This is a genomic window from Myroides sp. JBRI-B21084 (assembly GCF_030545015.1).
GTDB lineage: Bacteria > Bacteroidota > Bacteroidia > Flavobacteriales > Flavobacteriaceae > Flavobacterium.
The window spans coordinates 1,821,000-1,846,212 of record NZ_CP120653.1 but is presented as its reverse complement, the minus strand read 5'-3'; the positions used below and the strand labels follow the sequence as shown (position 1 = coordinate 1,846,212).

Sequence of the window (25,213 nt, the reverse complement as noted above, 5' to 3'; positions counted from 1 at the left end):
TTACAAAACTTAGCGTAAATTTGTTCTATCCAGGTTATAATATGAATACTACTACCCCCGATATACAATTGCAACTGCAAACTTTACCAGGTTTACCAGGTGTTTATCAATATTTTGATAAAGATCAAAAGTTATTGTACGTTGGCAAGGCTAAAAATTTAAAAAAAAGAGTATCGTCTTACTTTAATAAAACCCACGATAATGCGCGTTTAAATGTATTGGTTCGTAAAATTGTTACCATAAAACACATTGTGGTACAAACGGAAACCGATGCCTTACTTTTAGAAAACAACTTAATTAAGAACCTACAGCCACGCTACAATATTATGTTGCGCGACGATAAAACATACCCTTGGATTTGTATTAAAAATGAACGTTTTCCTAGGGTTTTTTACACACGCAATTTAATTAAAGATGGTTCTGAATATTTTGGCCCTTACACCAGTGGTAAAACCATGCATGTTTTGTTAGATTTAATTAAAGAATTGTATCCGTTACGCAATTGTACTTACGATTTAAGCTTACAAAATATTGCTAACAACAAGTATAAAGTTTGCTTGGAATACCACATTGGCAATTGCTTAGGTGCTTGTGAAGGTAAAGAAACTGAAGAAGCTTATTTGCATAAAATTAGAAGCATTCGCCACCTTTTAAAAGGTAATTTTAAAGAAAATTTAAAAGATTTTAAACAATTGATGCTTCAGTATGCAAGCGAAATGAAGTTTGAAGAAGCACAAGACATTAAAGAGAAAATTCAAATTTTAGAAAACTATCAGGCAAAATCAACCATTGTAAATCCTAAAATTAATAATGTTGATGTGTTTTCTATTGTTGCCGATGAAACCATGGCTTATGTTAATTTTTTACAAATTGCACACGGGGCTGTGATTCGTTCGCATACGTTAGAACTAAAAAAACGCTTAAACGAAACTAACGAAGAATTATTGCCAATTGCGATTACCGAAATTCGTGAACGCTTTAAATTAATCACTAAAGAAGTAATTGTACCTTTTGAAATTGATTTGGGCGAAAAAATAACTATTACTGTACCTAAATTAGGCGATAAAAAACAACTTTTAGAACTTTCTGAGCGCAATGCACGTTATTACAGATTAGATCAGTTAAAACAAATAAAAATAGTTGACCCCGATAGGCATACCAACCGATTAATGGCTCAAATGAAAGCCGATTTGCGTTTAAGTAAAGAACCAAGGCATATAGAATGTTTTGATAATTCTAACATACAAGGCACCAACCCCGTCGCAGCTTGTGTAGTTTTTAAAAACGGAAAACCAAGTAAAAAAGAGTATCGTCATTTTAATATTAAAACTGTTGAAGGACCTAACGATTTTGCATCGATGGAAGAAGTTGTTTTTCGTCGCTACCGCCGTATGATTGATGAAGCTGAGCCTTTACCCGATTTAATTATAATTGACGGAGGTAAAGGACAATTAGGCGCGGCGCTTAAAAGTTTAGATGTTTTAGGTTTACGAGGAAAAATTGCAATAATTGGTATTGCTAAAAGGTTAGAAGAATTATTTTATCCAGGAGATAGTATTCCGTTGTATTTAGATAAAAAATCTGAAACTTTAAAAGTAATTCAGCACTTGCGCAACGAAGCACACCGTTTTGGTATTACCTTTCATCGCAACCAACGCAGTAAAAACGCAATAAGCAGCGGTTTAACTACCATTCCTGGTATTGGTCCTAAAACCATGGAAAAATTAATGATTGAGTTTAAATCAATAAAACGCATAGCCGAAACTCCCGAAGCAGAAATTATTCAATTAATAGGTAAGGCAAAAGCAGAAAAAGTAATTGCTTTTTTTAAAAACGGATAACTATTTCCACCACCAATTATCTTCAGCTTCTTTTGCTTTAAAGTTGTTGTTTAAATATGCGTCGTTATAGGTTTTCCAGCCCTTTTGGTTGAATTTTTCGTCAGGTAAAAATCGCTCCACACCATGGTCAAATTCTAAAGGAACATCAGGCACACGATAATCGGCCCATTTGCATATTTTAGCTATTTTGGTTTCATAATCAATCCAATATCCAATAAACGCATTGTTAAAATAATTGGGTTTACCTAAGGCTAAATCGTTATAAAAAACGTTGTTTTCTTCGGTAATTTGAAACATACCTTGATACGTACCTTCAAAATATCCTGAATGAATATTGTTTTTAGGTTCGTAAAAAGTGTAATTTCCAAATAAAACACCTTCATATGCAGTTGGTAAACTTACGGTTTCATTATCTAAAACAATTGGGTAAGTTTCTTTAATGGTGTGTAAGGTAAGTGTTCCTTTAAACGATTCTAAGGCTCTGCCTACCATTGATTTTCCTTTAATATGGTACAAATTAGGTTGAACACTGTCTTTTTGTACGTTGGTAATTTTAACGTGTATGCGTTTGAAATGTGTATCAATTACGCCATAGGTTTGGTTAGTGTTTAAACCTAAAATTACAGGCGAAAAATCGTAACTAATAAAATCGAGAAGTTGATTTTTTGTTGTTTTAAATTGATTATCGTTTACAATTTTGGTAAATCGGTTTTGCGTAAAGCCTAAAAATGTGCTTAAAAAACAAATAAAAAAAAGTAAATTTTTCATGCGTTTAAAGGTACTATTTTTTGTTTTTTTGTAGAAAAGGATACACTTTTACATACAAACGTTCTACTTTTTCACGTGCCCAAGGTGTTTTACGTAAAAAAGTTAACGATGATTTTATACTTGGGTTTTTTGTAAAACAGTTTATAGGAATTTCTTTACTTAAAGTTTCCCATCCTTCAAAAAAAGCAACCAATTCTTCTAGAATTTTTTGAAGGGTCATACCATGTAAAGGATCGTTATGTGCCATAGAAAACAGAAAACCGCCGTAAAAATAGGCGGTTAGTTATACTTATTAATGTGTTTCAGTTCCATCAATACCATGTGCGTGGCCATGTGCTAACTCTTCTTCTGTAGCTGGGCGTGTAGCAACAACTTCAATATCAAAAGTTAAAGTTTTTCCAGCCATTGGGTGGTTTAAATCGGCTACAACTGCGTTTTCTGTAACTTCTACAACTACAGCACGAAATTGATTTCCTTGATCATCGGTCAAAGGTAACATTGCCCCAACTGGTGGTAAGCCCGATTCACTAAACATATCTAAAGGTAATTGTGCAATGGCATTAGGGTCAATTGCACCGTAACCTTCTTCTGGGGTAATGGTAAACGATTTTGTATCGCCTGCAGTTAATCCGTTTAACTCATCTTCAAATTTAGGAATCATCATTCCTACACCGTGTAAATAAGTTAATGGGTTTTCTGCTGAGGTTTCTTCAACAAATACTTTTTCGCCGTTTGCTTCAATTGTATGAAGTTTGTAGTTTACTGCAACTACGTGCTTGTTTGCTATTGTCATTTAAAAATATATTTAGAATTTAGGTAAATTCTGTTTACCTACAAAGGTAACTTTTTACATTTGTTTTTAAATAAAAATAAACGCAAGATTAATAATAACAAAATATTTAGTTAACAATGTGGTAATATAGGCGCATTATTTTTGCTAAAAAATTAATAATACATCAAATGACAAAAAAAGGATTATTCTTAATGTTACCTTTAATGGCAATGTTAAGTTGTGGTAAAGAAAAGAATGACTCACAATCTACAGAAAATGCTTCTGCAGAAACTTCGGTTACAATTAAAGGAAGTGATACTGTTTTGCCTTTAGCACAAAAAGAAGCAGAAGAGTTAATGAAGGCTGATAAGAATGTTTCTGTTACAGTAGTTGGTGGTGGAACGGGTGTTGGTTTAACAGCTTTGTTTGATGGTACTACGGATATTGCAATGGCATCAAGAGATTTAAAAACAGAAGAAAAATTAAAATTTTCTGAAGCTAAACAAGAAATTGAATCGGTTACTATTGCATTTGATGCTTTAGCGGTTATTGTTCACCCAGATAACAAAGTTTCGCAATTAACGCGTGAGCAATTAGAAGGTATTTATACAGGTAAAATTACAAATTGGAAAGAAGTGGGTGGTGAAGATGCTAAAATTGTAGCTTATTCTAGAGAATCATCTTCTGGTACGTATGAGTTTTTTAAAGAAGAAGTAATGGATAAGAAAAACTACGCATCAAATATTTTAAGTATGCCAGCAACAGGTGCAATTGTACAAGCTGTTGGGCAAACTAAAGGTGCAATTGGTTATGTTGGGTTAGCTTACGAAACTAAAGAAGTTAAGCAATTAGCAGTGTCATACGATCAAGGTAAAGTATATGTTGCACCAAGTATTGCATCGGCAAAAGATAAAACATATCCTATTTCACGTCCGTTATTTTATTTCTATAATAAGGCAAATGCTGCAAAAGTAAAACCAGTTGTTGATTATGCTTTATCGGCAAATGGTCAAAAAAATGTATCAGAAATTGGATATATACCTTTAAATTAAAAGTTAGTTACTTAGTATTATAAAAGGCTGTACAGTAAAATGTATGGCCTTTTTTATGATTATAAAACTTTCACTTTACCTTAAGTTAACATAAGGATAATGTAACTGAAACATTACTAACAAATACCTAACGTATTTTTGCAAAATAAATAATATAAAAGATTTGAAAACAAATTTTAAAAATATTAAAGAAAAAATAATCGAAACTATTTTAATGCTAAGTAGTGCAGCTACCAGTATTACGGTTGTGTTAATTGTGTTTTTTTTATTTATAGAAGGATCAGGTGTTTTTAGTAAAAAACCAATTGAAGATGGTTTTTTATTAGCAGTTCACTCAACTAACCCAATTAATAAATTAGAACCTGAGCAGGTTAAAGATATTTTTGATCAAAAAATCACAAATTGGAAACAATTAGGTGGAAAAGATCAGCCAATTGTATTGTTTAGAACCGAAGATATTACCAATTTTTACACCGATGAAGAATTAGGTGCTAATTTTGAACATTTTCCTGCTAAGATAAATGAATATGTTACTAAAACTCCTGGTGTAATTGCTTTTTTCTCAGATAAATACAAAGTAAGTAACTTTACAGGGAAAGAACTTGATATTGATAAAGTAAAGTTCTTTGAATTTTTATCGGGCGAAGAATGGTATCCAACCGCTCATCCAATTGCGCAAATGGGTGTAAAAGCTTTAATATTTGGTACGCTATGGGTAAGTTTTGGTGCTATACTTATAGCATTGCCAATAGGTTTAGCAGCAGCAATTTATTTAAGTGAAATTGCCAATAAAAAAACCCGAAATATTTTAAAACCTTTAATTGAATTATTGTCGGGTATTCCATCGGTAGTTTACGGTTTTTTTGGTTTAGTAATAATTGTACCACTTATACAAAAGGTTTTTGGCTTGCCAGTAGGCGAAACCGGTTTAGCTGGTAGTATTGTTTTAGCTATAATGGCGTTGCCTACTATCATTACAATTTCTGAAGACGCTATGCGCAATACGCCACGCGCAATGAAAGAAGCTAGTTTAGCATTAGGTGCAAGTAAATGGCAAACTATTTATAAAGTGGTTATACCTTATTCGGCTTCGGGTATTACAGCTGCAGCCATTTTAGGTATAGGTCGCGCAATTGGCGAAACTATGGCAGTTTTAATGGTAACAGGTAACGCAGCTGTTATGCCATCAACGTTATTAGCCCCATTACGAACCATACCTGCAACTATTGCTGCCGAATTAGGAGAGGCTGCTAACGGTGGTTTACATTACCAAGCGTTATTTGCTTTAGGTTGTATTTTGTTTTTAATTACTTTTTGTATTAATATGATTGTTGAATTGGTTACTAATAAAAAAGCGCACAAAAAACATTAACAAATGACAAAAACAGATCGTTTAGCAAAACAAAAAAGCAGAAATCAAAAAGTTGCTTTTGCCCTATTTCAGTTTACAAGTTATATTGTAGTTGGCGTGCTTTTTGCAATTTTGGCTTTTATTATTTTTAAAGGAATAGGAGTAATTAGTTGGGAGTTTATTACCGAAATGCCTAAAGAAGGAATGACCAAAGGCGGTATTTTTCCTGCTATTGTTGGTACACTTTGTTTGGTTATTGGCAGTATGCTTTTTGCTTTTCCTGTAGGAGTTTTAGCTGCCATTTACATGAACGAATATGTAAAAGACGGTATCATAAAAAAAATAATTAAACAAATGACAAATAACCTTGCCGGTGTACCTTCTATTGTATTTGGTTTATTTGGTATGGCATTATTTGTAAACAAATTAGAATTTGGCGATTCACTTCTTGCGGGGTCATTAACCTTGGGGTTATTAGTTTTACCGGTAGTTATTCGCACAACAGAAGAATCGTTAAAAGCTGTTGACGATACCTTTAGGCAAGCTAGTTTAGGTTTAGGGGCAACTAAATGGCAAACTACAAGTAAAGTGGTTTTTCCTATTGCTTTTCCTAATATTATTACAGGTTTAATTTTATCTATAGGAAGGGTTTCTGGTGAAACAGCACCTATTTTATTTACAGTTGCGGCGTATTTTTTACCAAAACTTCCAACTTCAATATTTGATCAGGCTATGGCGTTACCTTATCATTTATATGTTATTTCAACCAGCGGAACAAATATCGAAGCTTCTCGCGAAATGGCCTACGGTACGGCACTTATCTTAATTATTATTGTATTAATTTCTAATTTATTGGCGAATTCACTTCGAAAATATTTTGGAAAAAAAGTAAAAATGAATTAGTATGCATAAAATAGAATCAAAAGATATCAATTTTTATTACGGTGAAACACAAGCATTACACAATGTATCGCTTTCAATGAAAGAAAACACTGTAACAGCTTTAATTGGCCCTTCAGGCTGTGGTAAATCAACCTATTTACGTTTGTTAAATCGTATGAACGATTTAATAGATCACACCAAATTAACAGGTTCTATTTTAATAGACGGTGAAGATATTTACGCTAAAAATAAAAATGTTGATGATTTGCGTAAAAACGTGGGTATGGTTTTCCAAAAACCAAATCCATTTCCAAAATCTATTTATGAGAATGTTGCATATGGTTTAAAAGTTAACGGTATTACCGATAAAAAAATAATTGAAGAACGCGTTATTACTTCAATTGAACAAGTGGCTCTTTGGAACGAAGTTAAAGACAAATTAAAAAAATCGGCGTTTGAGTTATCAGGTGGTCAACAACAGCGTTTGTGTATAGCACGTGCTTTGGCTGTACAACCATCGGTTTTATTAATGGACGAACCTACATCGGCTTTAGACCCAATTTCTACGGCTAAGATTGAAGAGCTTATATTTGATTTGAAAAAGAAATATACCATTGTAATTGTAACACACAACATGCAACAAGCAGCACGTGTGAGCGATGCTACTGCCTTTTTTTATATGGGCGAATTAATAGAGTTTGATAAAACCAAAACTTTATTTACCAAGCCGCAGAAAAAGCAAACCGAAGATTATATTACCGGACGTTTTGGTTAATATCTAAAGTTAGCGCATTATTAAATTCATTATTAAAAATTTAAATTAAAATGGCATCACAAATAGAAATAGAATTGGCAAAACTTAAAAATGCAATTGTAAAAATGAGTAATCTTGCCGAAAGTCAGATATTTGAAGCAGTTGGCGTTTTGCTTTCTGAACCCATTTCTGAAAAAAAAGAAGTTAAAAAAACAGAAAATAAAATAGATAAGCTTGATGTAAAAATAGACGATATATGTCAAGGTATTTTTGCATTACAACAACCCGTAGCTAAAGATTTACGCTTTATCATGTCGGCAACTCAAATCAGTGCCGAAATTGAACGTATGGGCGATTTGGCTATGAGTATTATTAAGTTGAATAAATACATTAACGAAAAACATCAGTTAATTTCAAAATTTAAAATTTCAGAAATTGCTCGTGAAGTTGAATCTATGGCTATTAAAACAAACATTTGTTTTCAAACTTTAGATGAAAATGCAATACAAGAAATTTTTACGTTAAACACGCAGCTTAAACAAAAAATTGATGAGGTTATATTAGCAATTATCAATGAAATGAAAACTAATTCAAAAACAGTTGTTTCGGGTACACATTTAATTTTAGCGCTTAAACACATTGATCGTATTGGTGAACATTGTACAAATATTGTAGAATCGGTTTACTTTATAATTAATGCAAAAATAATCAGACACGAAAAGCTGGTTTAATATTAATTTTTTTTCAATTGAAAAGACCGTTCAACTTGGGCTGAACGGTCTTTTCAATTGAAAAGACCGTTCAACTTGGGCTGAACGGTCTTTCTATTTTATAAAAACAAACTGCTACAACGGTATGTTTCCGTGTTTGCGGTTTGGTGTTGCTACCTCTTTATTTTCAAGCATTTTAAACGCTTTAATTAATTTTCTGCGGGTATCTTGTGGAAAAATAACTTCATCAATAAAACCACGTTGAGCAGCGCGGTATGGGTTTGCAAATTTTTCGGCATATTCTGCTTCTTTTTCTGCTAATTTAGCTGCTGGGTCTGCTGCTTCGGCAATTTCGCGTTTAAAAATAATTTCCGATGCGCCTTTTGCTCCCATTACGGCAATTTCGGCACCAGGCCAAGCAAAGTTCATATCGGCACCAATGTGTTTAGAGTTCATTACATCGTAAGCACCACCATAGGCTTTACGCGTAATTACGGTAACTTTTGGCACAGTAGCTTCTGATAATGCGTATAATAGTTTGGCTCCGTGTACAATAATTCCGTTCCACTCTTGATCGGTACCTGGTAAAAATCCTGGTACATCTACCAAAACTAATAAGGGAATGTTGAAAGCATCGCAAAAACGTACAAAACGTGCTGATTTTATTGATGAATTCACATCTAGACATCCTGCCAAAAACATAGGGTTGTTTGCAACAATACCAACCGATTTCCCACCAATACGTGCAAATCCTACAATAATATTTTCGGCATAGTTTTTATGAATTTCGTAAAACGAATCTTCGTCAATAACATTATTAATCACATCGTGCATATCATAAGGCTTGTTGGCATTATCGGGCACAATGTTGTTTAGCTGTTCACGTATTTCATCGCCAAAATCAAAAGGTAAATCTTCAACAACTTCTTGGTTGTTTTGTGGTATATAGCTTAATAAGCGTTTCACATCTTCTAAACATTCTACATCGTTAGCAGAAGTGGTATGTGCTACCCCCGATTTTGTAGAGTGTGTTGATGCACCACCTAATTCTTCGGCCGAAACTTCTTCGTTAGTTACTGTTTTTACAACATTTGGTCCGGTTACAAACATATACGATGAGCCTTCAACCATCATAGTAAAATCGGTCATAGCAGGCGAATAAACAGCACCACCAGCACATGGTCCCATAATAGCCGAAATTTGTGGTATTACACCCGAAGCTTGTACATTACGGAAGAAAATATCGGCATATCCACCTAACGAACGTACCCCTTCTTGGATACGTGCGCCACCAGAATCGTTTAAACCAATCATTGGTGCGCCTACTTTTAAGGCCATGTCCATTACTTTACATATTTTTTCGGCATGTGTTTCAGATAAAGCTCCACCAAAAACCGTAAAATCTTGAGCAAAAGCGTACACTAAACGTCCGTTTACGGTACCGTAACCAGTAATTACACCATCGCCTAAATAATGTTCTTTGTCTAAACCAAAATCTTTGGTACGGTGTGTTACAAAAGCCCCGATTTCTTCGAATGAACCTTCATCGAAAAAATATTCAATACGCTCACGAGCGGTTAATTTCTTTTTAGCGTGTTGTGCGTCGATACGCTTTTGACCGCCACCTAGCTTGGTTTCGGCTATTTTTTTATTTAAAATATCAAATTTTGTATTCATATATTTTGTTGTTTTCTTATAAGTGATTTAAAATCTTCTTTACTTGGAAGTACGGTTTTATATCTACTAGCAAAAATGTGTTCGTTATTTTCAGGTAATGTAAATTCTACTACTGCTTCGCTTTTATTTTGACAGAGAATAATTCCAATGGTTTTGTTTTCGTCTTCTAATTTAATTTTTCTATCGTAGTAATTTACATACATTTGCATTTGACCTATATCTTGATGTTTTAATTCACCAATTTTTAAATCAATTAAAACAAACGATTTTAAAATTCTGTTATAGAAAACTAGATCGATCCAAAAATGTTTATCATCAAAAGAAATACGTTTTTGTCTTGCTACGAATGTGAATCCGTTACCTAATTCTAGTAGAAAATGTTCTAATTTGTTAATTATTTCTTCCTCTAGCTGATTTTCTGAATAAGCGGAATGCTCAGGTAAGCCAATAAATTCTAAAATATATGGATCTTTTATAGCATCTTTTGGATGTTCAATAATGTGTCCTTTTTCTGCAAGTTCAATTACCTTTTCTTTGTCTCTACTTAAGGCTAATCGTGTATATAAAGCAGAGTCATACTGACGTTCCAATTCACGCACACTCCAATTGTTTTTAGCAGCTTCTATTTCATAAAACTTGCGTTCGTTTTCATCCTCAATCCGCATGAGCTTTAAATAGTGCGACCAACTTAAGTTGAAATTTACAGAAATATTTTGTTGTTCAGCATTTTGAAATTCGTTAGATTGTGTTTGACCTTTTTCAGAAATCCTCGACAGTGTTGAGGAAATTGAATACGTTTGATAAAATAAACGCATTCTTTCTAAATTTTGAACAGAAAAACCTTTGCCAAATTCTTTTGTTAGCGCTTTTGACAATTCTTTTAAAAGACCTTTTCCGTATTCTGCACGATCTTTACCATCTTGCTCTTCCTCAATAATCATTCTTCCAATTTGAAAATAGGTTGTTACCATTGTTTGGTTAATGGTACGCACTACATTACTTTTTGCCGATAGTAATAAATCAACAATTTGTGAAAAGAATTTTGTATTTGAAAGATTGTTAGTCACTTGTATTTATTTCAATATTTTATTGTTATACCTACAACTTTGTTGGTACGCGTAAAACTTTTTGGTCAGCCAAATATTGTTGCAATGCTACTAAAGCGGCAACTTCGGCTTCTTTTGCTTGATTTTCTTTAATGATATCGGCACTGTAAAACTTCTTAACAAAGTTCGTGTCAAAATCACCCGAAACAAACGCATCGTGTTTAAAAACAAACGTTCCAAAAGGCAATGTGGTACTTACACCTTCAATTTTATAATCTTGAATAGCTTTTAACATTAGCTGTATAGCCTCGTTACGGTCTTTGCCGTATGTGATTAATTTTGAAAGCATTGGGTCGTAATAAATAGGTACGTCCATACCTTGTTCAAAACCATTATCAACACGTACCCCTTCGCCTTCTGGTAAAATATAAGTTGATAAATTACCAACCGATGGTAAGAAATCATTTAAAGGATCTTCGGCATATACGCGCAATTCTAAGGCATGACCTTTTATTTGTAAATCTTCTTGTTTGATTGGAAGTACTTCGCCACGCGCTACACGAATTTGCATTTCAACTAAATCAACACCTGTAATTAATTCAGTAACAGGGTGTTCTACTTGTAAACGTGTGTTCATTTCTAAAAAGTAAAAGTTTTTGTTCTCATCTAACAAAAACTCAACCGTACCTGCACCCACATAATCACATGATTTGGCTACTTTTACAGCAGCTTCGCCCATTGCTTTGCGAATTTCGGGAGTTAAAACAGCCGATGGTGCTTCTTCAACCACTTTTTGGTGGCGACGCTGAACCGAACATTCACGTTCAAACAAATAAACCACATTGCCGTGAGTATCGGCCATTACTTGAATTTCGATATGGCGTGGTGAACCTACATATTTTTCAATAAAAACAGAACCATCACCAAAAGCTGAAGTAGCTTCGGAAATAGCACGTTGCATTTGCGATTCAAAATCGGCTTCTTTTTCAACAACACGCATACCTTTACCGCCACCACCGGCTGATGCTTTAATTAAAATAGGAAAACCAACTTCTTTTGCAACTTGTTTAGCTTCGTTAATATCGGTAATGGCGTGGTCTAAACCAGGAACCATTGGAATATCGTAAGCTTTTACGGTATCTTTTGCTGCTAATTTATCGCCCATAACTTCAATAGCATGTGATTTTGGACCGATAAATGTAATTCCGTTTTGTTCTGCTAATTCGGCAAATTTTGAGTTTTCTGATAAAAATCCGTATCCTGGATGTATCCCATCAACACCTAATTGTTTACATACTTCGATGATTTTATCGCCTAAAAGATACGATTGATTTGATGGTGCTTCACCGATACAAACAGCCTCGTCGGCAAATTTTACGTGTGGTGATTGGCGATCGGCAACCGAATAAACAGCAACGGTTTTAATTCCCATTTTTTTTGCTGTTTTCATTACGCGCAGTGCAATTTCACCACGGTTTGCAACTAATATTTTTTTCATGATTTATTTCAGATAAAAGAAAAAGACCATTTTACTAAGAGAAGAAGAATTTCTTGCTACTTTATTCTTGGTACTTATTTCTATTTTTATTCAAATTCAATTAATAACTGACCTTTTTCAACTGCCTGACCTTTAGTAACCGCAATAGATTTAATGATTCCAGCACGTGGCGAATCAAAACTATTTTCCATTTTCATGGCTTCTAAAATCAATAAGTTATCACCTTCGTTCACTTCTTGGCCAACAGTAACGTTAATTTCTAAAATTAAGCCTGGCATTGGAGCTTTAATGGCATTAACCAATTTGGTTTTACCTACTTCAAAGCCCATTTCTTTAATAAGTTGGTCTAAATGGTTGGCAATGTTTACCACATATTCGTTGTTGTTTACAACAATTGTGTAAGTTTTGTTAATAAAATCGGTATGCACAACCTTTGCGTGGTATGAAGTATTGTTGTGCAACACATGAAAGGTTTCTTTATTTAAACTCACTGCATCGGCTGCAAGCAGTTGCTCTTCTGTAATATCAAAGTTGTATTCTTTGTTTACAGAAACTTTAAGTGTGTTGTTCATTGTATGTAATTGTTTCTAAGGGGTAAAGTTATTTAAAAATTTGCAAATATTTTAATTAAATAGGTGCTTTAATACTTTAATTGATTGCTTATTACGATATTTGAACAAAAACAAAATGGCAAAATATTCGGTGGTTTTTATGCCCAATTTGCAAACTATTATCGCTATAAAGCAAATGAAATTGCTGTTAGCAAATAAAATAGGATGGTTTAATAGCAAAAACTCGTTAGCGCATTTTACTATTTTTGAATTTGAAGAAAGCGAAGCTAATGAAGATATATTTTGTTTGCAATTAGAACGTATTGCCGCACATATTAAACCTTTTTATACCACTTGTAATGCTTTTGATTGGTTTGATAATGGTGCTTTTTACATAAAACCGAACCAAAATTCTGCGGAACATTTTACTTTTTTAATGAAACAGATTATTAAGGAATCTAATCAAATTAAAAAAACAATTACTAGTACTAATGCGCATATGTCTATTGCAAGAAAGTTATCGCCCGAAAATTTACAAATAGCGCAACAATTATTTACACAAGTACATTTTGATTTTGAAATTACCCACCTTACTTTACGAAAGTTTAACCAAACCGAAAAACAATTTAAAATTTTAAAAGAATTTCCGTTTCTTAGCAAACCTAAAGAAATACAAGGAAGCTTGTTTTAAAAAGAAAGCGAAAACTGATTAGTTTTCGCTTTTATTTTTTATTGTAAAAGTTTAGTTGTTTGGTATAATGGGTATACCAAAATAAAACTCAAGTATGCGCGTACGGAAAACATAATCGTATTTAGTACGCAATAAATCAGATTGGGTGTTTACAAATAGTGTTTGCGCTTGGTTATAGTCAAACGCAGTTGCCATACCGTTTTCATATCGTTCTTTTGTGTAACGAAAAGCTTCTTCACGTGCTTTTAACATTTCGCGTGTTGCAACATAGGTCTCTAAAGCACCTTTGGCATCGGCATACGCAGTATAGATATTTCGTTCTAAATCTAATTCTGATTGCGATAAAGCCAATTTGTTTTTTTCTAAATTTAATTTAGTACGCTCTATATTGTTTTTAGCGCTGAAGCCGTTAAAAATAGGTATGTTTAATTGCAAACCAAAATTATGACCTTTATATGTATCTAATTGTTCAAAAAAGGGTGGAGGCGCCATAACACCGCCTAAACCATTTGGGAGATTGGCGTACGAAACACGTGAACTAAAACTGTAAAACCCAACCAACGAGGGTAGGCGAGCGCCTTTTGCAATTTCAATATCTTTTTCGGCCATTTTTACATTGTTTTCGGCTATTTTAAGTTCGGTACGTTCTTGTTTAGCTTTTAAAAAGATGGATTCAGGCGTTTCGAAAAAAATAGAATTTGGTTGAAATTCGTACGCCACTTCATCAATATCAAAATCTTTAAAATCTTTTAATTGCAGCAATTGCGCCAAACTCATTTTAGAAATTAGCAAATTATAATCGGCTTGAATAATGCGTTGTTTATCAGTTGCTAAAGTAGCTTTCATATCAAACAAATCGCCACTTGGTATCATTCCAGCATCTACTAATGCTTGCGAACGTACTAATTGTAAACTATCGGCATTAAATTGTTGGGTTTGTACTTTGTAATTTTCTTTATTAAATAAAATTTGCAAATAGGCATTTACCACGTTTAAGGCAACATCTTCTTCCATTTTTAAATGTTGATATTGGGCAGATATCAAAGCCAATTTAGATTTGCGAAAACGGTTTTGGTTTTGCAAACCTTTGTAAATATCAACACCTGCTGATGCACCAACCGATGTAAACTGCGTGGTTTGATTTTCTAACAAACCCGTTGTTATATTAGTATTTAAACCTATGTTCCATGAATGTGAAGCCGAAGCGTTGAATGTTGGAAGAAAGCTACCGTATGCATCTTTTTGATCAATGGCAGCCAATTGGTTATCAAGTTCTATTTGTTTAATAGATATGTTGTTGTTTAATGCGTGTTGAATGCACTCTTCTAACGTCCACTTTTTTTGTGCAAACGCCTGAACAGCAAAAAGCAAGTAAACGCTAAGTAGCAAGCTAAAGTTTTTCATACATTACTTTTTAATTTGGTTCCAAACTTTAATTTTATCGTTTTTGGTAATTCCTTTTTTAATTTCAACGTAAATACCATCGCTTACACCAAGTTCTACAAAGCGTTTTTCAAATTTTTGATCGCCTACCATCACTTCAACAAACGATTTTTTAGTTTTTTCATCGTATTGTACCAAACCTTCTTTTATAGCCAATACATTTGTAACTTTTGAAAGGATAATAGAAGCATTTGCACTAAGGCCCGAACGTATAAAAGTGGCATCTTTATTAACTAAAGTCCCTTTTATAGGAAATTGCATGGCGCCGTTTTCGTTAACACCTTTTGGAGCAATGTAATCTAGCACTGCATCAAATTTTTTGTTTTCAATAGCACCAATAGTAATTTCTAAGGGTAAGCCTAATTTTATTTTTCCAACTTCAGATTCGTCTAATTTTCCTTCAAAAATCATGTTATTAACATTTGCAAGACTAGCAATGGTTGTTCCTTCGTTAAAATTATTGGCTTCAATAACTTGGTTTCCTTTTTTAACGGGAACATCAAGTACCATACCCGATACGGTTGATCTAATTAAGGTTTGTGCAATATTACTTAAGCCTTTTGTGGTACCTGTTCTAATAATTTCGGCACTTTGCACGGTAGCATTGTACGCCTGCAGTGCTTGTTTATAGGCGGTTTGAGCAGCGTCGTAATCGTTTGCGGAAATAACTCCTTTGTTAAACAAGGTTTTTTGGCGCTCTATGATTCTTTTTTGATTTTCTAAATCGATTTTAGCCGTTTGAATTTGGTTGTTTGCCGAATTTAAACTAGAAACATTTGGAACTACTTTAATTTTAGCAATTAAATCACCGTTTTTAATGTTATCACCAGCTTCAACATACACTTCTTCAATAATTCCTGAAATATTAGGTTTAATTAAAACTTCTTCTTTAGGATTTATGTTTCCTGTTGCTACGGTGCTTTTTGAAATGGAACGTATTTCGGCCTTTTCGGTTTCATAAACTACAGGCGGTTGTGCATTTTTTTGATACACCCAAAATAAAGCACCTGCAAATGCAATTGCTAAAAAAACTAAAATGGTAATAGTACAACCTTTTTTCATAGATCTATTTATTTAAGGTTTAATGTAAAATTTAAAAATTATTCGGTTCGTAATGCGTCAATTGGTTTAACTTTAATAGCTGTTATTGCTGGTATTAAGCCAGCTAACAAGCCAGCAATTACTAAAATAAGTAGGGCAATAACTACTACACCTAAGTGTACACTTGGGTTTACAATAGGAATTTGGTCTTTATTAGGCGCTTGTTCAATTGCAAAATTAATAAGCGCAAGAACAATAGATGCAAAGATAATTCCTGCCATGCCTGCAATAAGCGATAACACAACCGATTCGGTTAAAATTTGCTTAATAATAACAGCTGGTGTTGCTCCTAAAGCGCGTCTAATGCCAATTTCTTGCGTACGTTCTTTAACAATTATGAGCATTATATTTACAATACCAATGATACCTGAACCTAAAATAAAAATACCTACAATGTATGAAACTGCAGTAAGTATTGAAAATAAGCCGTTTATTTTTTTGAATTCTTGATATAAATCAAAATGACCAATGGCTCTTTCATCTGTTGGTTCAATGGTATGGCGTTGTTTTAATAAATTAAAAATATTTTTTTTAATATCGGTAATTGGTGTGTTGTCTTTAGCAGTAATAGCCATCCAACCCACAACATCACCGTAATTAAAAGCTTGTTGAAAGGTGGTAAATGGCATGAAAAGTTGTTTTTGACTTTCTTCGGCATTTCCACCCATATTAGATATGCTTTTGTAAACACCAACCACTAAAAAGTTTACACCTTGTACTTTAATATACGAACCTAAAACTTCTTCGCCTGGTTCATAAAGTTCACGAATAACCCCTTCGCCAATAACGGTTACTTTGCGGTTTTTTTCAATATCGCCATAATTTATAAATCGACCTTTTAGAATGTTCATTGGTTGTTGAAGGATAAACTCAGGATAATCGCCATACACAGTATAAGCTCCCGTTTTTGTACCACGCACCACATTGTTACTGCCTCTATAACCACCTAATTGATTACGTGGCGATACATACATTAGTCCGTTAATATTGCGTTTAATAGCATCAACATCACTGTTTTTAAAGTTGAAATTTCTACCTTGTGGCAAGCCTTTATAGGGTTTAGAAGTACTTTGTGTCCACATAAACATGGTGTTTGTAGATAAGCCTCCCATTTGCTTTTTAATGCCATTTTGTAAACCTTGGCTAGCAGAAAGTAAAATCACTAAAATAAAAATACCCCAAAACACACCAAAAGCTGTTATTATGGTTCTGAATGGGTTAGCCGAAAGGGCTTCAATAATTTCGTTCCATTTATCTCGGTTAAACATAACTAATCTCCTCTGAGTGCAACAATTGGTCTAATTTTAGCAGCTTTATAAGCAGGAACAAAACCTGCAAATGCGCCAGCAACAATTAAAATGATAAGTGTGGTAATGGCTACATTAAAATCAACTTCGGGGCGCGTAAAAAAGTCGGCTTCAACATGTGGGGCAATTACTTCCCAAACAATTAAACCTGCAATTAAGCCCGAAAAACCTGCAATAACAGTAATAAAAACAGCTTCTTGTAAAATCATAGTAATTATTGAAAATGGAGAAGCACCTAATGCTTTGCGTATGCCAATTTCTTTGGTACGTTCTTTTACAATAATTAACATAATATTGCCAACGCCTACCACCCCTGCAATTATGGTACATATACCTACAAACCAAAAAAAGGCTTTAACACTGCCGGTTACTATATATATATTTTTGGCTTGTTCTAACGAATTGTTTATTACCAAAGCACCTTCATCGGTTGGAGCAATGTTATGGCGTGCTTTTAAAAATGTACTTAATTTGTTTGAAAATTCTTGCGATTCGGCTACGGCTTTATCTAAATTTTCGCCTTGTTTAAGTGTAAATGCCATACTGCGAATGTTATCGCCGGCGCTGTATGCTTTTTGGGCAGTTGTAATTGGTATAAAAACTCTGCTTTCTTCGCGCTCGCCAGCCGGATCGGTATAAACGCCTACAACTTTATAAATCATTCCCGAAATGTTTATTTTTTCGCCTAATGGATTTTCTCCTTTTTTAAACAAATCGGTTGCTACTTTTTTGCCAATAATTACGTTTTTTTCGTAATTTAAAATATCGTTGTGGTTTATAAATCTACCTTGTGATATTGATGCGTTTTCTATAAATTGTTGATCGGGATGAACGCCTTCAACCTGATAGTTTCCTGTTTCTTTTTTGTAAACAATATTGCCACTCCAAACTGAATATACAGCCGATTTATGTTCAATATAATCGCTAAAAAGTGTAGTTGTTAAATCGAAATCTGTATTGCGTAATTGTATTTTTCTGCCAACGCCTAAACCGTTATGTTCCATTTGAGTAACACCAGGCCAAATGGTAATTCGGTTTACAGCATCTTGTTCAAATTGTTTTTGAATTCCGTTTTGAATTCCGTTACCTGCCCCTAATAAAATCACTAAAATAAAAATACCTGATGCAACCGATACACCTGTAAGCACCGTTCGGAGTTTGTTTTTTGACAGCCCCTCAAATATTTCTTGCCAGCGTTCAATACTAAACATTTTGCGATGCTCTTATTTGGTTAACAAATTTATCCGATTCTATTTGCCCATCTTTTAAATAAACAATACGTTTGGTCATGTTTGCAATATCGGGTTCGTGCGTTACAACAAGAACCGTTTTGCCTTCATCGTTAATTTGTTGGATAAGTTCCATTACTTCGTACGATGTTTTGGTATCTAAAGCACCTGTAGGTTCATCGGCTAATAAAACTTTTGGGTTTGATGCCAGTGCACGGGCAATTGCAACGCGTTGTTTTTGCCCACCACTCATTTCGTTTGGTAAATGTTTAGCCCAATTTGCAAGGCCTACTTTTTCAAGGTAGTGCATTGATCGTTCCATACGTTCTTTACGGGCCATGCCTTGATAATACAACGGTAAAGCAACATTATCTAAAGCCGTTTTGTAATTTATTAAATTAAATGATTGAAAAACAAATCCTAAAAATTGATTGCGGTATTGTGAAGCAATGGTTTCGTTTAGGTTTTTAATAGGAACTCCATCTAAGATATACGAACCTTCGTCTGCTTCGTCTAAAATACCAATAATGTTTAAAAGGGTTGATTTACCTGAACCCGAACTTCCCATAATAGAAACAAATTCACCTTCTTTTACATTAAAATTGATGCCTTTAAGTACATGCAAAGCATTTTTACCCATTTGATAAGATTTGTGCAGTTCTTTAATTTCTATCATAACAATTGTAATTTTAGAGGGTGTTTTTTAAGTAAGTATGTTTTTAATTGAATACGTTACATTTTTTGTTGATTGAATTTTTGTTGAATTTGTTTTAATTTTTCTTTGCGAAGCATTTCGGCAGTTGTAGCCTTTTGTTTTTTTTGATCTACCTTTTTTTTATGTGCCAATCGGTTGGTTTCGTTTCTTCTTCCCATATTCACATGATTAGTTATCGTTTAAAAATTCGCCCGAAACATAAAACCAACGGTTGTTTATTTTTTGAAATACTGATAATTCATGATGAATTTGAGCTTTTCCTTCGTAATCAATATAAAATGCTTTAAATTCCACTTGATTTTCTGCGGGTACATTCACAATTTCTAATTTAACCCAATTGTTAATTTCGCCCCATTCTTGTAATTCTTCAACACTATGAAATTTACGTTTTGCAGGCAAGGTGGTATTTAATAAATAGTTGCCGTTTGGTATGGCAAATGCAGAAAAGCGCGAACGCATTAAAGCTTCGGCAGTTGGTGCATTTTTTTCTTTATTGTGATACGGTTGGCAACATTCTGCGTATAATTTGTTAGAGCAGCAAGGGCATTTCATATATTATGGTTTTATAAAAAAAGGGGTTAATTTACTTACCCCCTTTATTATTTCATTTTTTATTCTTCGGTGTTTAAAGCATTTGGTTTGCCGTATTTTGCAATAATACTTTGAATCATCATGCCGGTTTCTATTTGTAATGTGTTTACTTTTTCTTCAAAAACAGCAGTATCTTTTGGTAAAATTTGCGCTAATTCTTTTTTCTCGGCAAAAGTAACATTTGCTTTTTTAAGTTCGTCAACATCATAATTTTCATCAATTAATTTAGTGAAATCGGTAACAAAACTTGTAGCTAAAGCATCAAATTCTTTATTAAACTCTTCTAATTTCTCTTCAATAATTGTTGGTAAAATTTGCTGTTTAGCGCCTTCTATTTGTGTTTTAACGCCCATGTTTGTTACAAAAGTTTCCGCATCGGGAGATTGTGCAAATCCAAACTGCATTGTTAAGCCCAATATTGTTGCGTAGATAATTTTTTTCATAATTTTTTTAAATTGAAATAAGACACTAATGTACAAATTTTTTTAGTAGCGCAAAAGTTTATGTTTTAAGTATAAAAAAAGAGGTTTTTAAACCTCTTTTACTTATTGCATGTATTTCATTAATACGCTTTGTAATTCTGTCATTCCCCATTCTTGACCAACTTCCATCATTTCTTTTGTCATTTTTGGAGTGGTAGCTTGTATTTTTTTACCAACAGGTGAATTGTAAAACTCAATCATTTGTTTAATGTCCTCATGTGTGTAAAAACGCATAATTGAATCGGCCATTTTATCGTACAAACTTGGTAAAATTTGGTTTAATTCTTTTGTAAATGCCGCTTTGTTTTCATCAGTCATTTGTTCTAAAAGTGGTTCTAAAACCGCTGTCATTTGCGATGCTGAACCTGAAGCTTGTATGTATGTAATTACATCTTTTTTGAAATCTGTTGTTTGTGCCGATGCAAATTGTACACAAAACAATAATGCACCTGCTAATACTAATTTTTTCATTTTTTATAAGTTAAAGTTTATTCCTTGAGCTAATGGTAATTCTTTACCGTAATTTATTGTATTTGTTTGTCGGCGCATATATACTTTCCAAGCATCAGAGCCCGATTCACGACCACCACCTGTTTCTTTTTCTCCTCCAAAAGCACCGCCAATTTCTGCACCCGATGTACCAATGTTTACGTTTGCAATACCACAATCTGAACCAGCGTGTGATAAAAATAATTCCATTTCGCGCATGTTTGTTGTAAATATAGATGAAGAAAGTCCTTGTGGTACATTGTTTTGAATTTCAATCGCATCTTCAATAGTGCTGTATTTCATTACATATAAAATAGGAGCAAAGGTTTCTTCTTGAACAATTTCAAAATGATTTTGTGCTTCAATAATACATGGTTTTACGTAGCACCCGCTTTCGTATCCGTTACCTTGTAAAACACCACCTTCAACAATTATAGTACCACCTTCGGCTTTGGCTTTTTCAATAGCATTTACATAATCTTCAACCGCTTTTGTATCGATTAGTGGACCCACGTGATTGCTAGCATCTAACGGATTGCCTATTTTTAATTGATTGTAAGCACTTTTTAATGTTTCAATAGTTTTATTATACACACTTTCGTGAACAATTAATCTTCTTGTTGATGTACAACGTTGACCTGCAGTACCTACTGCCCCGAAAACAGCACCAACTAAAACCATACTTAAATCGGCGTGTTCTGATACAATTATAGCGTTGTTACCGCCTAATTCTAAAATGGTTTTACCAAAACGTTCTGCAACTGTTTTTGATACATGACGACCAATGCGTGTTGATCCTGTGAACGATACCAAAGGTACACGTTTGTCGTTATTTATTAAATCACCCGAAGCATTTCCTGTAACTAAACAGCTAACGCCTTCTGGTACATTGTTTTGTTTAAATACTTTTGATATAATATTTTGGCAAGCAATGGCGCATAACGGAGTTTTAGAACTTGGTTTCCATACGCATACATCGCCACAAACCCACGCTAAAGCAGCATTCCACGCCCAAACAGCTACCGGAAAGTTAAATGCAGATATAATACCTACAATTCCTAACGGATGGTACTGCTCGTACATGCGGTGCATTGGTCGTTCTGAATGCATAGTTAATCCGTATAATTGGCGCGATAAACCTACTGCAAAATCACAAATGTCAATCATTTCTTGTACTTCGCCTAAGCCTTCTTGTAAGCTTTTACCCATTTCATACGATACCAATTTACCTAACGCATCTTTATGTTCACGTAAAGCATCGCCTACTTGGCGTACAATTTCACCTCGTTTAGGTGCTGGTACCAAGCGCCATTCTTTAAAAGCTTTTTCGGCTGTGGTAAGCACTTGTTCATAATCGTTGGTTGACGAAGTAGTTACTTCGCCAATTAAAGAACCGTTTACAGGAGTAAATGATGAAATTTTTGAACCATTTGCAAACCAATTTGATCCGGTTGATGATCCTAGGTTTGTAGATTGTAAACCTAATTGTTTTAAAATTGAATGCATTGTTTTTTTTGATAAAAGTTAATAACTATTTATAAGGGTATGTTTTATTCAATAAAGCGTTTATCGGCTTGCATAATTTCACCACAGTTTTTACAAGTTCTTAAATCTTCAGACGTGTAAAAGTGTTTAAAATGTGGTAAAAAATCTTTTTCGATATTGTTTAATGTAAAATACACTTCGTGTAATTTATGATTACATTTTTCACAATACCATAACAAACCATCGGTTGCATTTGTACGTTTTGCTTCAACTACTAATCCTACCGAACCTTGGGTACGTGCGGGCGAATGAGGCGTTTTGGCAGGTAATAAAAAAACATCGCCAGCATTTAAATGCACCGTTTCTTTGCCTTTTGGTGTTTGCACGTTAATTGAAATACTGCCTTCTAACTGAAAGAAAAACTCATCGGTTTCATTGTAGTGGTAATCCTTGCGTGCGTTTGGGCCACCTACTATCATTACTATAAAATCGTCCGATTCGGTATATATATTCTTATTACCAACGGGTGGTTTAAGCAATTCGCGGTTTTCGTTAATCCACTTATGCAAGTTAAAAGGTTTTTTCATATTCATAATTATTTGGCGCTTAACCACGATTGTGGGTTATTGTAATCGCTGTTTTTAGTAATTAAGAATTTTAAAACGGCTACACCTTCAAAATTTGTTCCTACGGTTCCAATTTTTTGTTTGGTTGAAACTTTTTGACCTTTAGAAACGCTTACCGATGCTAAGTTTTGATATACTGAAATGTATTCACCATGACGAATAAACACCGTACGGGAATTACCAATTAATTGAATTTGTGAAACTTCACCTTCAAAAACGCTGCGAACCGCTGCGCCCTTTTCTGTTGAAATTTCGATACCGTGATTTTCGTATTCAATATCGTATTCAGGGTGTTTAACCGTTCCGTATCGTGCCGAAATATAGCCTTTTTCTACTGGCCAAGGTAAGCGTCCACGGTTGTTGCTAAAGCTTGTTGCCAACGCTTTTTCTTCTGGTGTCATATCAAACCTACCTACTGTACTTGCTTTAGTAACTGTTGGTTTGTTTGTTGTTTTGGTTCCTGCCTTTGCGTTACGTGCTTCTTCTTCGCGTTTGCGGCGTGCTTCTTCTTCGCGGCGCTTGCGGTTTTCTTCTTCAATAATCTTTTTAATTATTGCTTTTATTTGCTGGTCAATTTTTTTAGTTTCTTGTTGCTTCTTACGTATTTGATCCGCAAATTTTTTGCTGTCTTTTTTAACCAAAGCCATTAGTTCGCTTTGTTTGTTGCGTTCACCTTCTAGTTCTTTACGTTGGTTTTCTTGTTCGTTTGCAACTACTTTTTGTTTGTTTTTTTGTGATTCTAAATGGTTTGAAATGCGATCTAATTCTTCAAACTTAGCTCTAATTTCATCGCCTTGTGATTTGCGGTATTTTGCATATTGTTTAATATACTGCATGCGTTTGTAAGCTTGCAAAAAGTTATTACTTGAAAGTATAAACATGATGCGGTTTTGTTCTGATCGAGCTTTGTACGATTTTACAATGGTTTTTGCATAATCTTCTTTTAAAACTACTAACTCCCGTCTTAATTTATTGGCAGCTAAAGTGTTAACGTAAATATCGTTAGATAAATTGCGAATTTGCTTTTGCGAATTATTTATAAGTTGACTTTGTAGTTTTATTTTTTTGTTTTGTTCGTTTAATTCGGCCAAAATATTACGTTCTTGCTTTTTATTTGTTTTAAGCAAGGTTTGAAATTCTTTAATTTCTTTTAAAATAGCAGCTTTGCGCTCTTCTAATTTACGCTGTTGTGCTTCGTAATCTTGTTGTGCAAACGAGTTAAACGATAATAGTAAGAATATGATTGATAAAATACGGTACATTAAATTGAATTTTGTTCAAAAATAATTAAATTTTTATAGCTTTGGAACCACTTGGGATTTTATATTTAAAATCGATTGATGGATTTACCGAAACTTTTTTGTAATCGATACTGATTTGTATATCGTCTTTACGCATTGCATGAATCTTTATTTCTTTTGGAAGGTAGATGTTTTCACTTGATTGATACATTGGATATTGAATAACCAATTTATCTGACGATTTATTCTCGGTTACCTCTGTAGAAGCTACTTGATTCTTAGATCCTAGAACCAAACGCATTAAAAATTGGTTCAGTTTTAATTCTAATTCGTTATTTTTTATTTTTTGATAATTATTTGTATTTAAATCGTAGAAAGCCTTACCCAGCAATAAGTTTTCAACGTTTTCATAAGTAACTTCTGTGCCTAAAAAAGTTTTTATAAAGTTATAATCACCATCGTAATGCGATCCCATAATTTCGTAATAGCTGGCGCGTTCAGGTGTTAAATATACTTTTGCAACAGTAACACCAAAAAGTGCTTTTACGGTTATAAGAATTTGCTTATTTTTTTCAATTTTAATATCAGCAATTGGTGATTGGTCTAAGTTTTTATCTTTATAATGTACATCGGCAATAATGTTTAACGTATTAAAATTGTTAAACAACCCGTAATGTGCAGTTGCAATTTGTGCTACTGCGCGTTTGTTTTCATTTGCTGCATTTGTTTTGGTTTCAATTGGTTTTACAACTATGATTTTTGAGTTGTTTTCAACTTGATTTTCAGTAGTAGTTGTGTTTTTTTTTGTTGATTTACAAGCTACTGCCAAAAATGCAACACTGCATAAAAATAAAAAATGTTTCATTTTAAAAAATTAAACTATAAAGAAACAAAAAAATCCGTGAACACGG

General features: G+C 33.6%; 27 protein-coding genes. 7 read left to right on the top strand and 20 right to left on the bottom strand.

Annotated elements, in window-relative coordinates; all coding sequences use genetic code 11:
* Positions 1 to 41: 41 nt before the first annotated feature.
* Positions 42 to 1,841 carry an excinuclease ABC subunit UvrC gene (gene uvrC / locus P3875_RS08980; RefSeq protein WP_303443627.1) on the top strand — a complete coding sequence of 600 codons (1,800 nt, stop codon included), beginning with the start codon at positions 42 to 44 and terminating at the stop codon, positions 1,839 to 1,841.
* Here uvrC and P3875_RS08975 read toward each other — a convergent pair whose 3' ends face one another.
* The 3 genes from P3875_RS08975 to P3875_RS08965 are packed head-to-tail and all read right to left on the bottom strand — an operon-like array spanning position 1,842 to position 3,402.
* Positions 1,842 to 2,609, bottom strand: coding sequence for a hypothetical protein (locus P3875_RS08975; protein ID WP_303443626.1), 768 nt, complete (start codon positions 2,607 to 2,609; stop codon positions 1,842 to 1,844). It abuts the gene before it with no gap.
* 13 nt (positions 2,610 to 2,622) lie between these two features.
* The gene (locus P3875_RS08970; protein ID WP_303443625.1) at positions 2,623 to 2,856 is read right to left on the bottom strand and encodes a VF530 family protein; all 234 of its coding nucleotides are present in this window, start codon (positions 2,854 to 2,856) and stop codon (positions 2,623 to 2,625) included.
* A 45-nt stretch (positions 2,857 to 2,901) separates the two neighbouring features.
* On the bottom strand, positions 2,902 to 3,402 hold the full coding sequence (locus P3875_RS08965; protein WP_303443624.1) for an FKBP-type peptidyl-prolyl cis-trans isomerase: 501 nt from the start codon (positions 3,400 to 3,402) through the stop codon (positions 2,902 to 2,904).
* 167 nt (positions 3,403 to 3,569) lie between these two features.
* Between P3875_RS08965 and P3875_RS08960 the strand changes: the two genes are divergently transcribed.
* The 5 genes from P3875_RS08960 to phoU all read left to right on the top strand — a co-directional run bounded on the left by P3875_RS08960 (position 3,570) and on the right by phoU (position 8,151).
* The gene (locus tag P3875_RS08960; protein WP_303443623.1) at positions 3,570 to 4,433 is read left to right on the top strand and encodes a phosphate ABC transporter substrate-binding protein; all 864 of its coding nucleotides are present in this window, start codon (positions 3,570 to 3,572) and stop codon (positions 4,431 to 4,433) included.
* A 163-nt stretch (positions 4,434 to 4,596) separates the two neighbouring features.
* Positions 4,597 to 5,805 (top strand): phosphate ABC transporter permease subunit PstC, encoded by a 1,209-nt coding sequence (gene pstC / locus P3875_RS08955; RefSeq protein WP_303443622.1) that lies wholly within the window; start codon positions 4,597 to 4,599, stop codon positions 5,803 to 5,805.
* A 3-nt stretch (positions 5,806 to 5,808) separates the two neighbouring features.
* On the top strand, positions 5,809 to 6,687 hold the full coding sequence (gene pstA / locus P3875_RS08950) for a phosphate ABC transporter permease PstA (RefSeq protein ID WP_303443621.1): 879 nt from the start codon (positions 5,809 to 5,811) through the stop codon (positions 6,685 to 6,687).
* A 1-nt stretch (position 6,688) separates the two neighbouring features.
* On the top strand, positions 6,689 to 7,441 hold the full coding sequence (gene pstB / locus P3875_RS08945; protein WP_303443620.1) for a phosphate ABC transporter ATP-binding protein PstB: 753 nt from the start codon (positions 6,689 to 6,691) through the stop codon (positions 7,439 to 7,441).
* A 50-nt stretch (positions 7,442 to 7,491) separates the two neighbouring features.
* Positions 7,492 to 8,151: a phosphate signaling complex protein PhoU gene (gene phoU, locus P3875_RS08940; RefSeq protein ID WP_303443619.1), complete on the top strand. Its 660-nt coding sequence runs from the start codon at positions 7,492 to 7,494 to the stop codon at positions 8,149 to 8,151.
* Between the two features lie 114 nt (positions 8,152 to 8,265).
* Here phoU and P3875_RS08935 read toward each other — a convergent pair whose 3' ends face one another.
* The 4 genes from P3875_RS08935 to P3875_RS08920 all read right to left on the bottom strand — a co-directional run bounded on the left by P3875_RS08935 (position 8,266) and on the right by P3875_RS08920 (position 12,923).
* The gene (locus P3875_RS08935; protein WP_303443618.1) at positions 8,266 to 9,807 is read right to left on the bottom strand and encodes an acyl-CoA carboxylase subunit beta; all 1,542 of its coding nucleotides are present in this window, start codon (positions 9,805 to 9,807) and stop codon (positions 8,266 to 8,268) included.
* On the bottom strand, positions 9,804 to 10,874 hold the full coding sequence (locus tag P3875_RS08930; protein ID WP_303443617.1) for a PDDEXK nuclease domain-containing protein: 1,071 nt from the start codon (positions 10,872 to 10,874) through the stop codon (positions 9,804 to 9,806). The genes P3875_RS08935 and P3875_RS08930 overlap by 4 nt, the downstream gene beginning before the upstream one ends.
* A gap of 31 nt (positions 10,875 to 10,905) precedes the next feature.
* Positions 10,906 to 12,351, bottom strand: coding sequence for an acetyl-CoA carboxylase biotin carboxylase subunit (gene accC, locus P3875_RS08925; protein WP_303443616.1), 1,446 nt, complete (start codon positions 12,349 to 12,351; stop codon positions 10,906 to 10,908).
* An 86-nt stretch (positions 12,352 to 12,437) separates the two neighbouring features.
* Positions 12,438 to 12,923 (bottom strand): acetyl-CoA carboxylase biotin carboxyl carrier protein subunit, encoded by a 486-nt coding sequence (locus tag P3875_RS08920; RefSeq protein WP_303443615.1) that lies wholly within the window; start codon positions 12,921 to 12,923, stop codon positions 12,438 to 12,440.
* 115 nt (positions 12,924 to 13,038) lie between these two features.
* Between P3875_RS08920 and P3875_RS08915 the strand changes: the two genes are divergently transcribed.
* Entirely contained in the window at positions 13,039 to 13,593 is a 555-nt protein-coding gene (locus tag P3875_RS08915) for a 2'-5' RNA ligase family protein (RefSeq protein WP_303443614.1), read from the top strand.
* A 51-nt stretch (positions 13,594 to 13,644) separates the two neighbouring features.
* Here P3875_RS08915 and P3875_RS08910 read toward each other — a convergent pair whose 3' ends face one another.
* From P3875_RS08910 to P3875_RS08850, 13 genes are all read right to left on the bottom strand, one after another.
* Positions 13,645 to 14,997 carry a TolC family protein gene (locus P3875_RS08910; RefSeq protein ID WP_303443613.1) on the bottom strand — a complete coding sequence of 451 codons (1,353 nt, stop codon included), beginning with the start codon at positions 14,995 to 14,997 and terminating at the stop codon, positions 13,645 to 13,647.
* Between the two features lie 3 nt (positions 14,998 to 15,000).
* Positions 15,001 to 16,098, bottom strand: coding sequence for an efflux RND transporter periplasmic adaptor subunit (locus tag P3875_RS08905; protein ID WP_303443612.1), 1,098 nt, complete (start codon positions 16,096 to 16,098; stop codon positions 15,001 to 15,003).
* A 38-nt stretch (positions 16,099 to 16,136) separates the two neighbouring features.
* Complete coding sequence (locus tag P3875_RS08900) at positions 16,137 to 17,405, bottom strand: ABC transporter permease (protein ID WP_303443611.1); 1,269 nt, start codon at positions 17,403 to 17,405, stop codon at positions 16,137 to 16,139.
* A 2-nt stretch (positions 17,406 to 17,407) separates the two neighbouring features.
* Positions 17,408 to 18,655 carry an ABC transporter permease gene (locus P3875_RS08895; RefSeq protein WP_303443610.1) on the bottom strand — a complete coding sequence of 416 codons (1,248 nt, stop codon included), beginning with the start codon at positions 18,653 to 18,655 and terminating at the stop codon, positions 17,408 to 17,410.
* The gene (locus P3875_RS08890) at positions 18,648 to 19,349 is read right to left on the bottom strand and encodes an ABC transporter ATP-binding protein (protein ID WP_303443609.1); all 702 of its coding nucleotides are present in this window, start codon (positions 19,347 to 19,349) and stop codon (positions 18,648 to 18,650) included. The genes P3875_RS08895 and P3875_RS08890 overlap by 8 nt, the downstream gene beginning before the upstream one ends.
* A 56-nt stretch (positions 19,350 to 19,405) precedes the next feature.
* Positions 19,406 to 19,546, bottom strand: a complete 141-nt coding sequence (locus P3875_RS08885) for a hypothetical protein (RefSeq protein WP_303443608.1) — start codon at positions 19,544 to 19,546, stop codon at positions 19,406 to 19,408.
* 10 nt (positions 19,547 to 19,556) lie between these two features.
* Complete coding sequence (locus P3875_RS08880) at positions 19,557 to 19,940, bottom strand: YchJ family protein (protein ID WP_303443607.1); 384 nt, start codon at positions 19,938 to 19,940, stop codon at positions 19,557 to 19,559.
* A 59-nt stretch (positions 19,941 to 19,999) separates the two neighbouring features.
* Positions 20,000 to 20,422: a hypothetical protein gene (locus tag P3875_RS08875; RefSeq protein ID WP_303443606.1), complete on the bottom strand. Its 423-nt coding sequence runs from the start codon at positions 20,420 to 20,422 to the stop codon at positions 20,000 to 20,002.
* A 102-nt stretch (positions 20,423 to 20,524) separates the two neighbouring features.
* On the bottom strand, positions 20,525 to 20,932 hold the full coding sequence (locus tag P3875_RS08870; protein WP_303443605.1) for a DUF2059 domain-containing protein: 408 nt from the start codon (positions 20,930 to 20,932) through the stop codon (positions 20,525 to 20,527).
* Positions 20,933 to 20,935: 3 nt separating this feature from the next.
* Positions 20,936 to 22,456 carry an L-piperidine-6-carboxylate dehydrogenase gene (amaB, locus tag P3875_RS08865; protein WP_303443604.1) on the bottom strand — a complete coding sequence of 507 codons (1,521 nt, stop codon included), beginning with the start codon at positions 22,454 to 22,456 and terminating at the stop codon, positions 20,936 to 20,938.
* A gap of 44 nt (positions 22,457 to 22,500) precedes the next feature.
* The gene (locus P3875_RS08860; RefSeq protein ID WP_303443603.1) at positions 22,501 to 23,028 is read right to left on the bottom strand and encodes a 3-hydroxyanthranilate 3,4-dioxygenase; all 528 of its coding nucleotides are present in this window, start codon (positions 23,026 to 23,028) and stop codon (positions 22,501 to 22,503) included.
* 2 nt (positions 23,029 to 23,030) lie between these two features.
* Positions 23,031 to 24,323 carry a murein hydrolase activator EnvC family protein gene (locus P3875_RS08855; RefSeq protein WP_303443602.1) on the bottom strand — a complete coding sequence of 431 codons (1,293 nt, stop codon included), beginning with the start codon at positions 24,321 to 24,323 and terminating at the stop codon, positions 23,031 to 23,033.
* 25 nt (positions 24,324 to 24,348) lie between these two features.
* Positions 24,349 to 25,167 (bottom strand): DUF4292 domain-containing protein, encoded by an 819-nt coding sequence (locus P3875_RS08850; protein ID WP_303443601.1) that lies wholly within the window; start codon positions 25,165 to 25,167, stop codon positions 24,349 to 24,351.
* Positions 25,168 to 25,213: the final 46 nt, after the last annotated feature.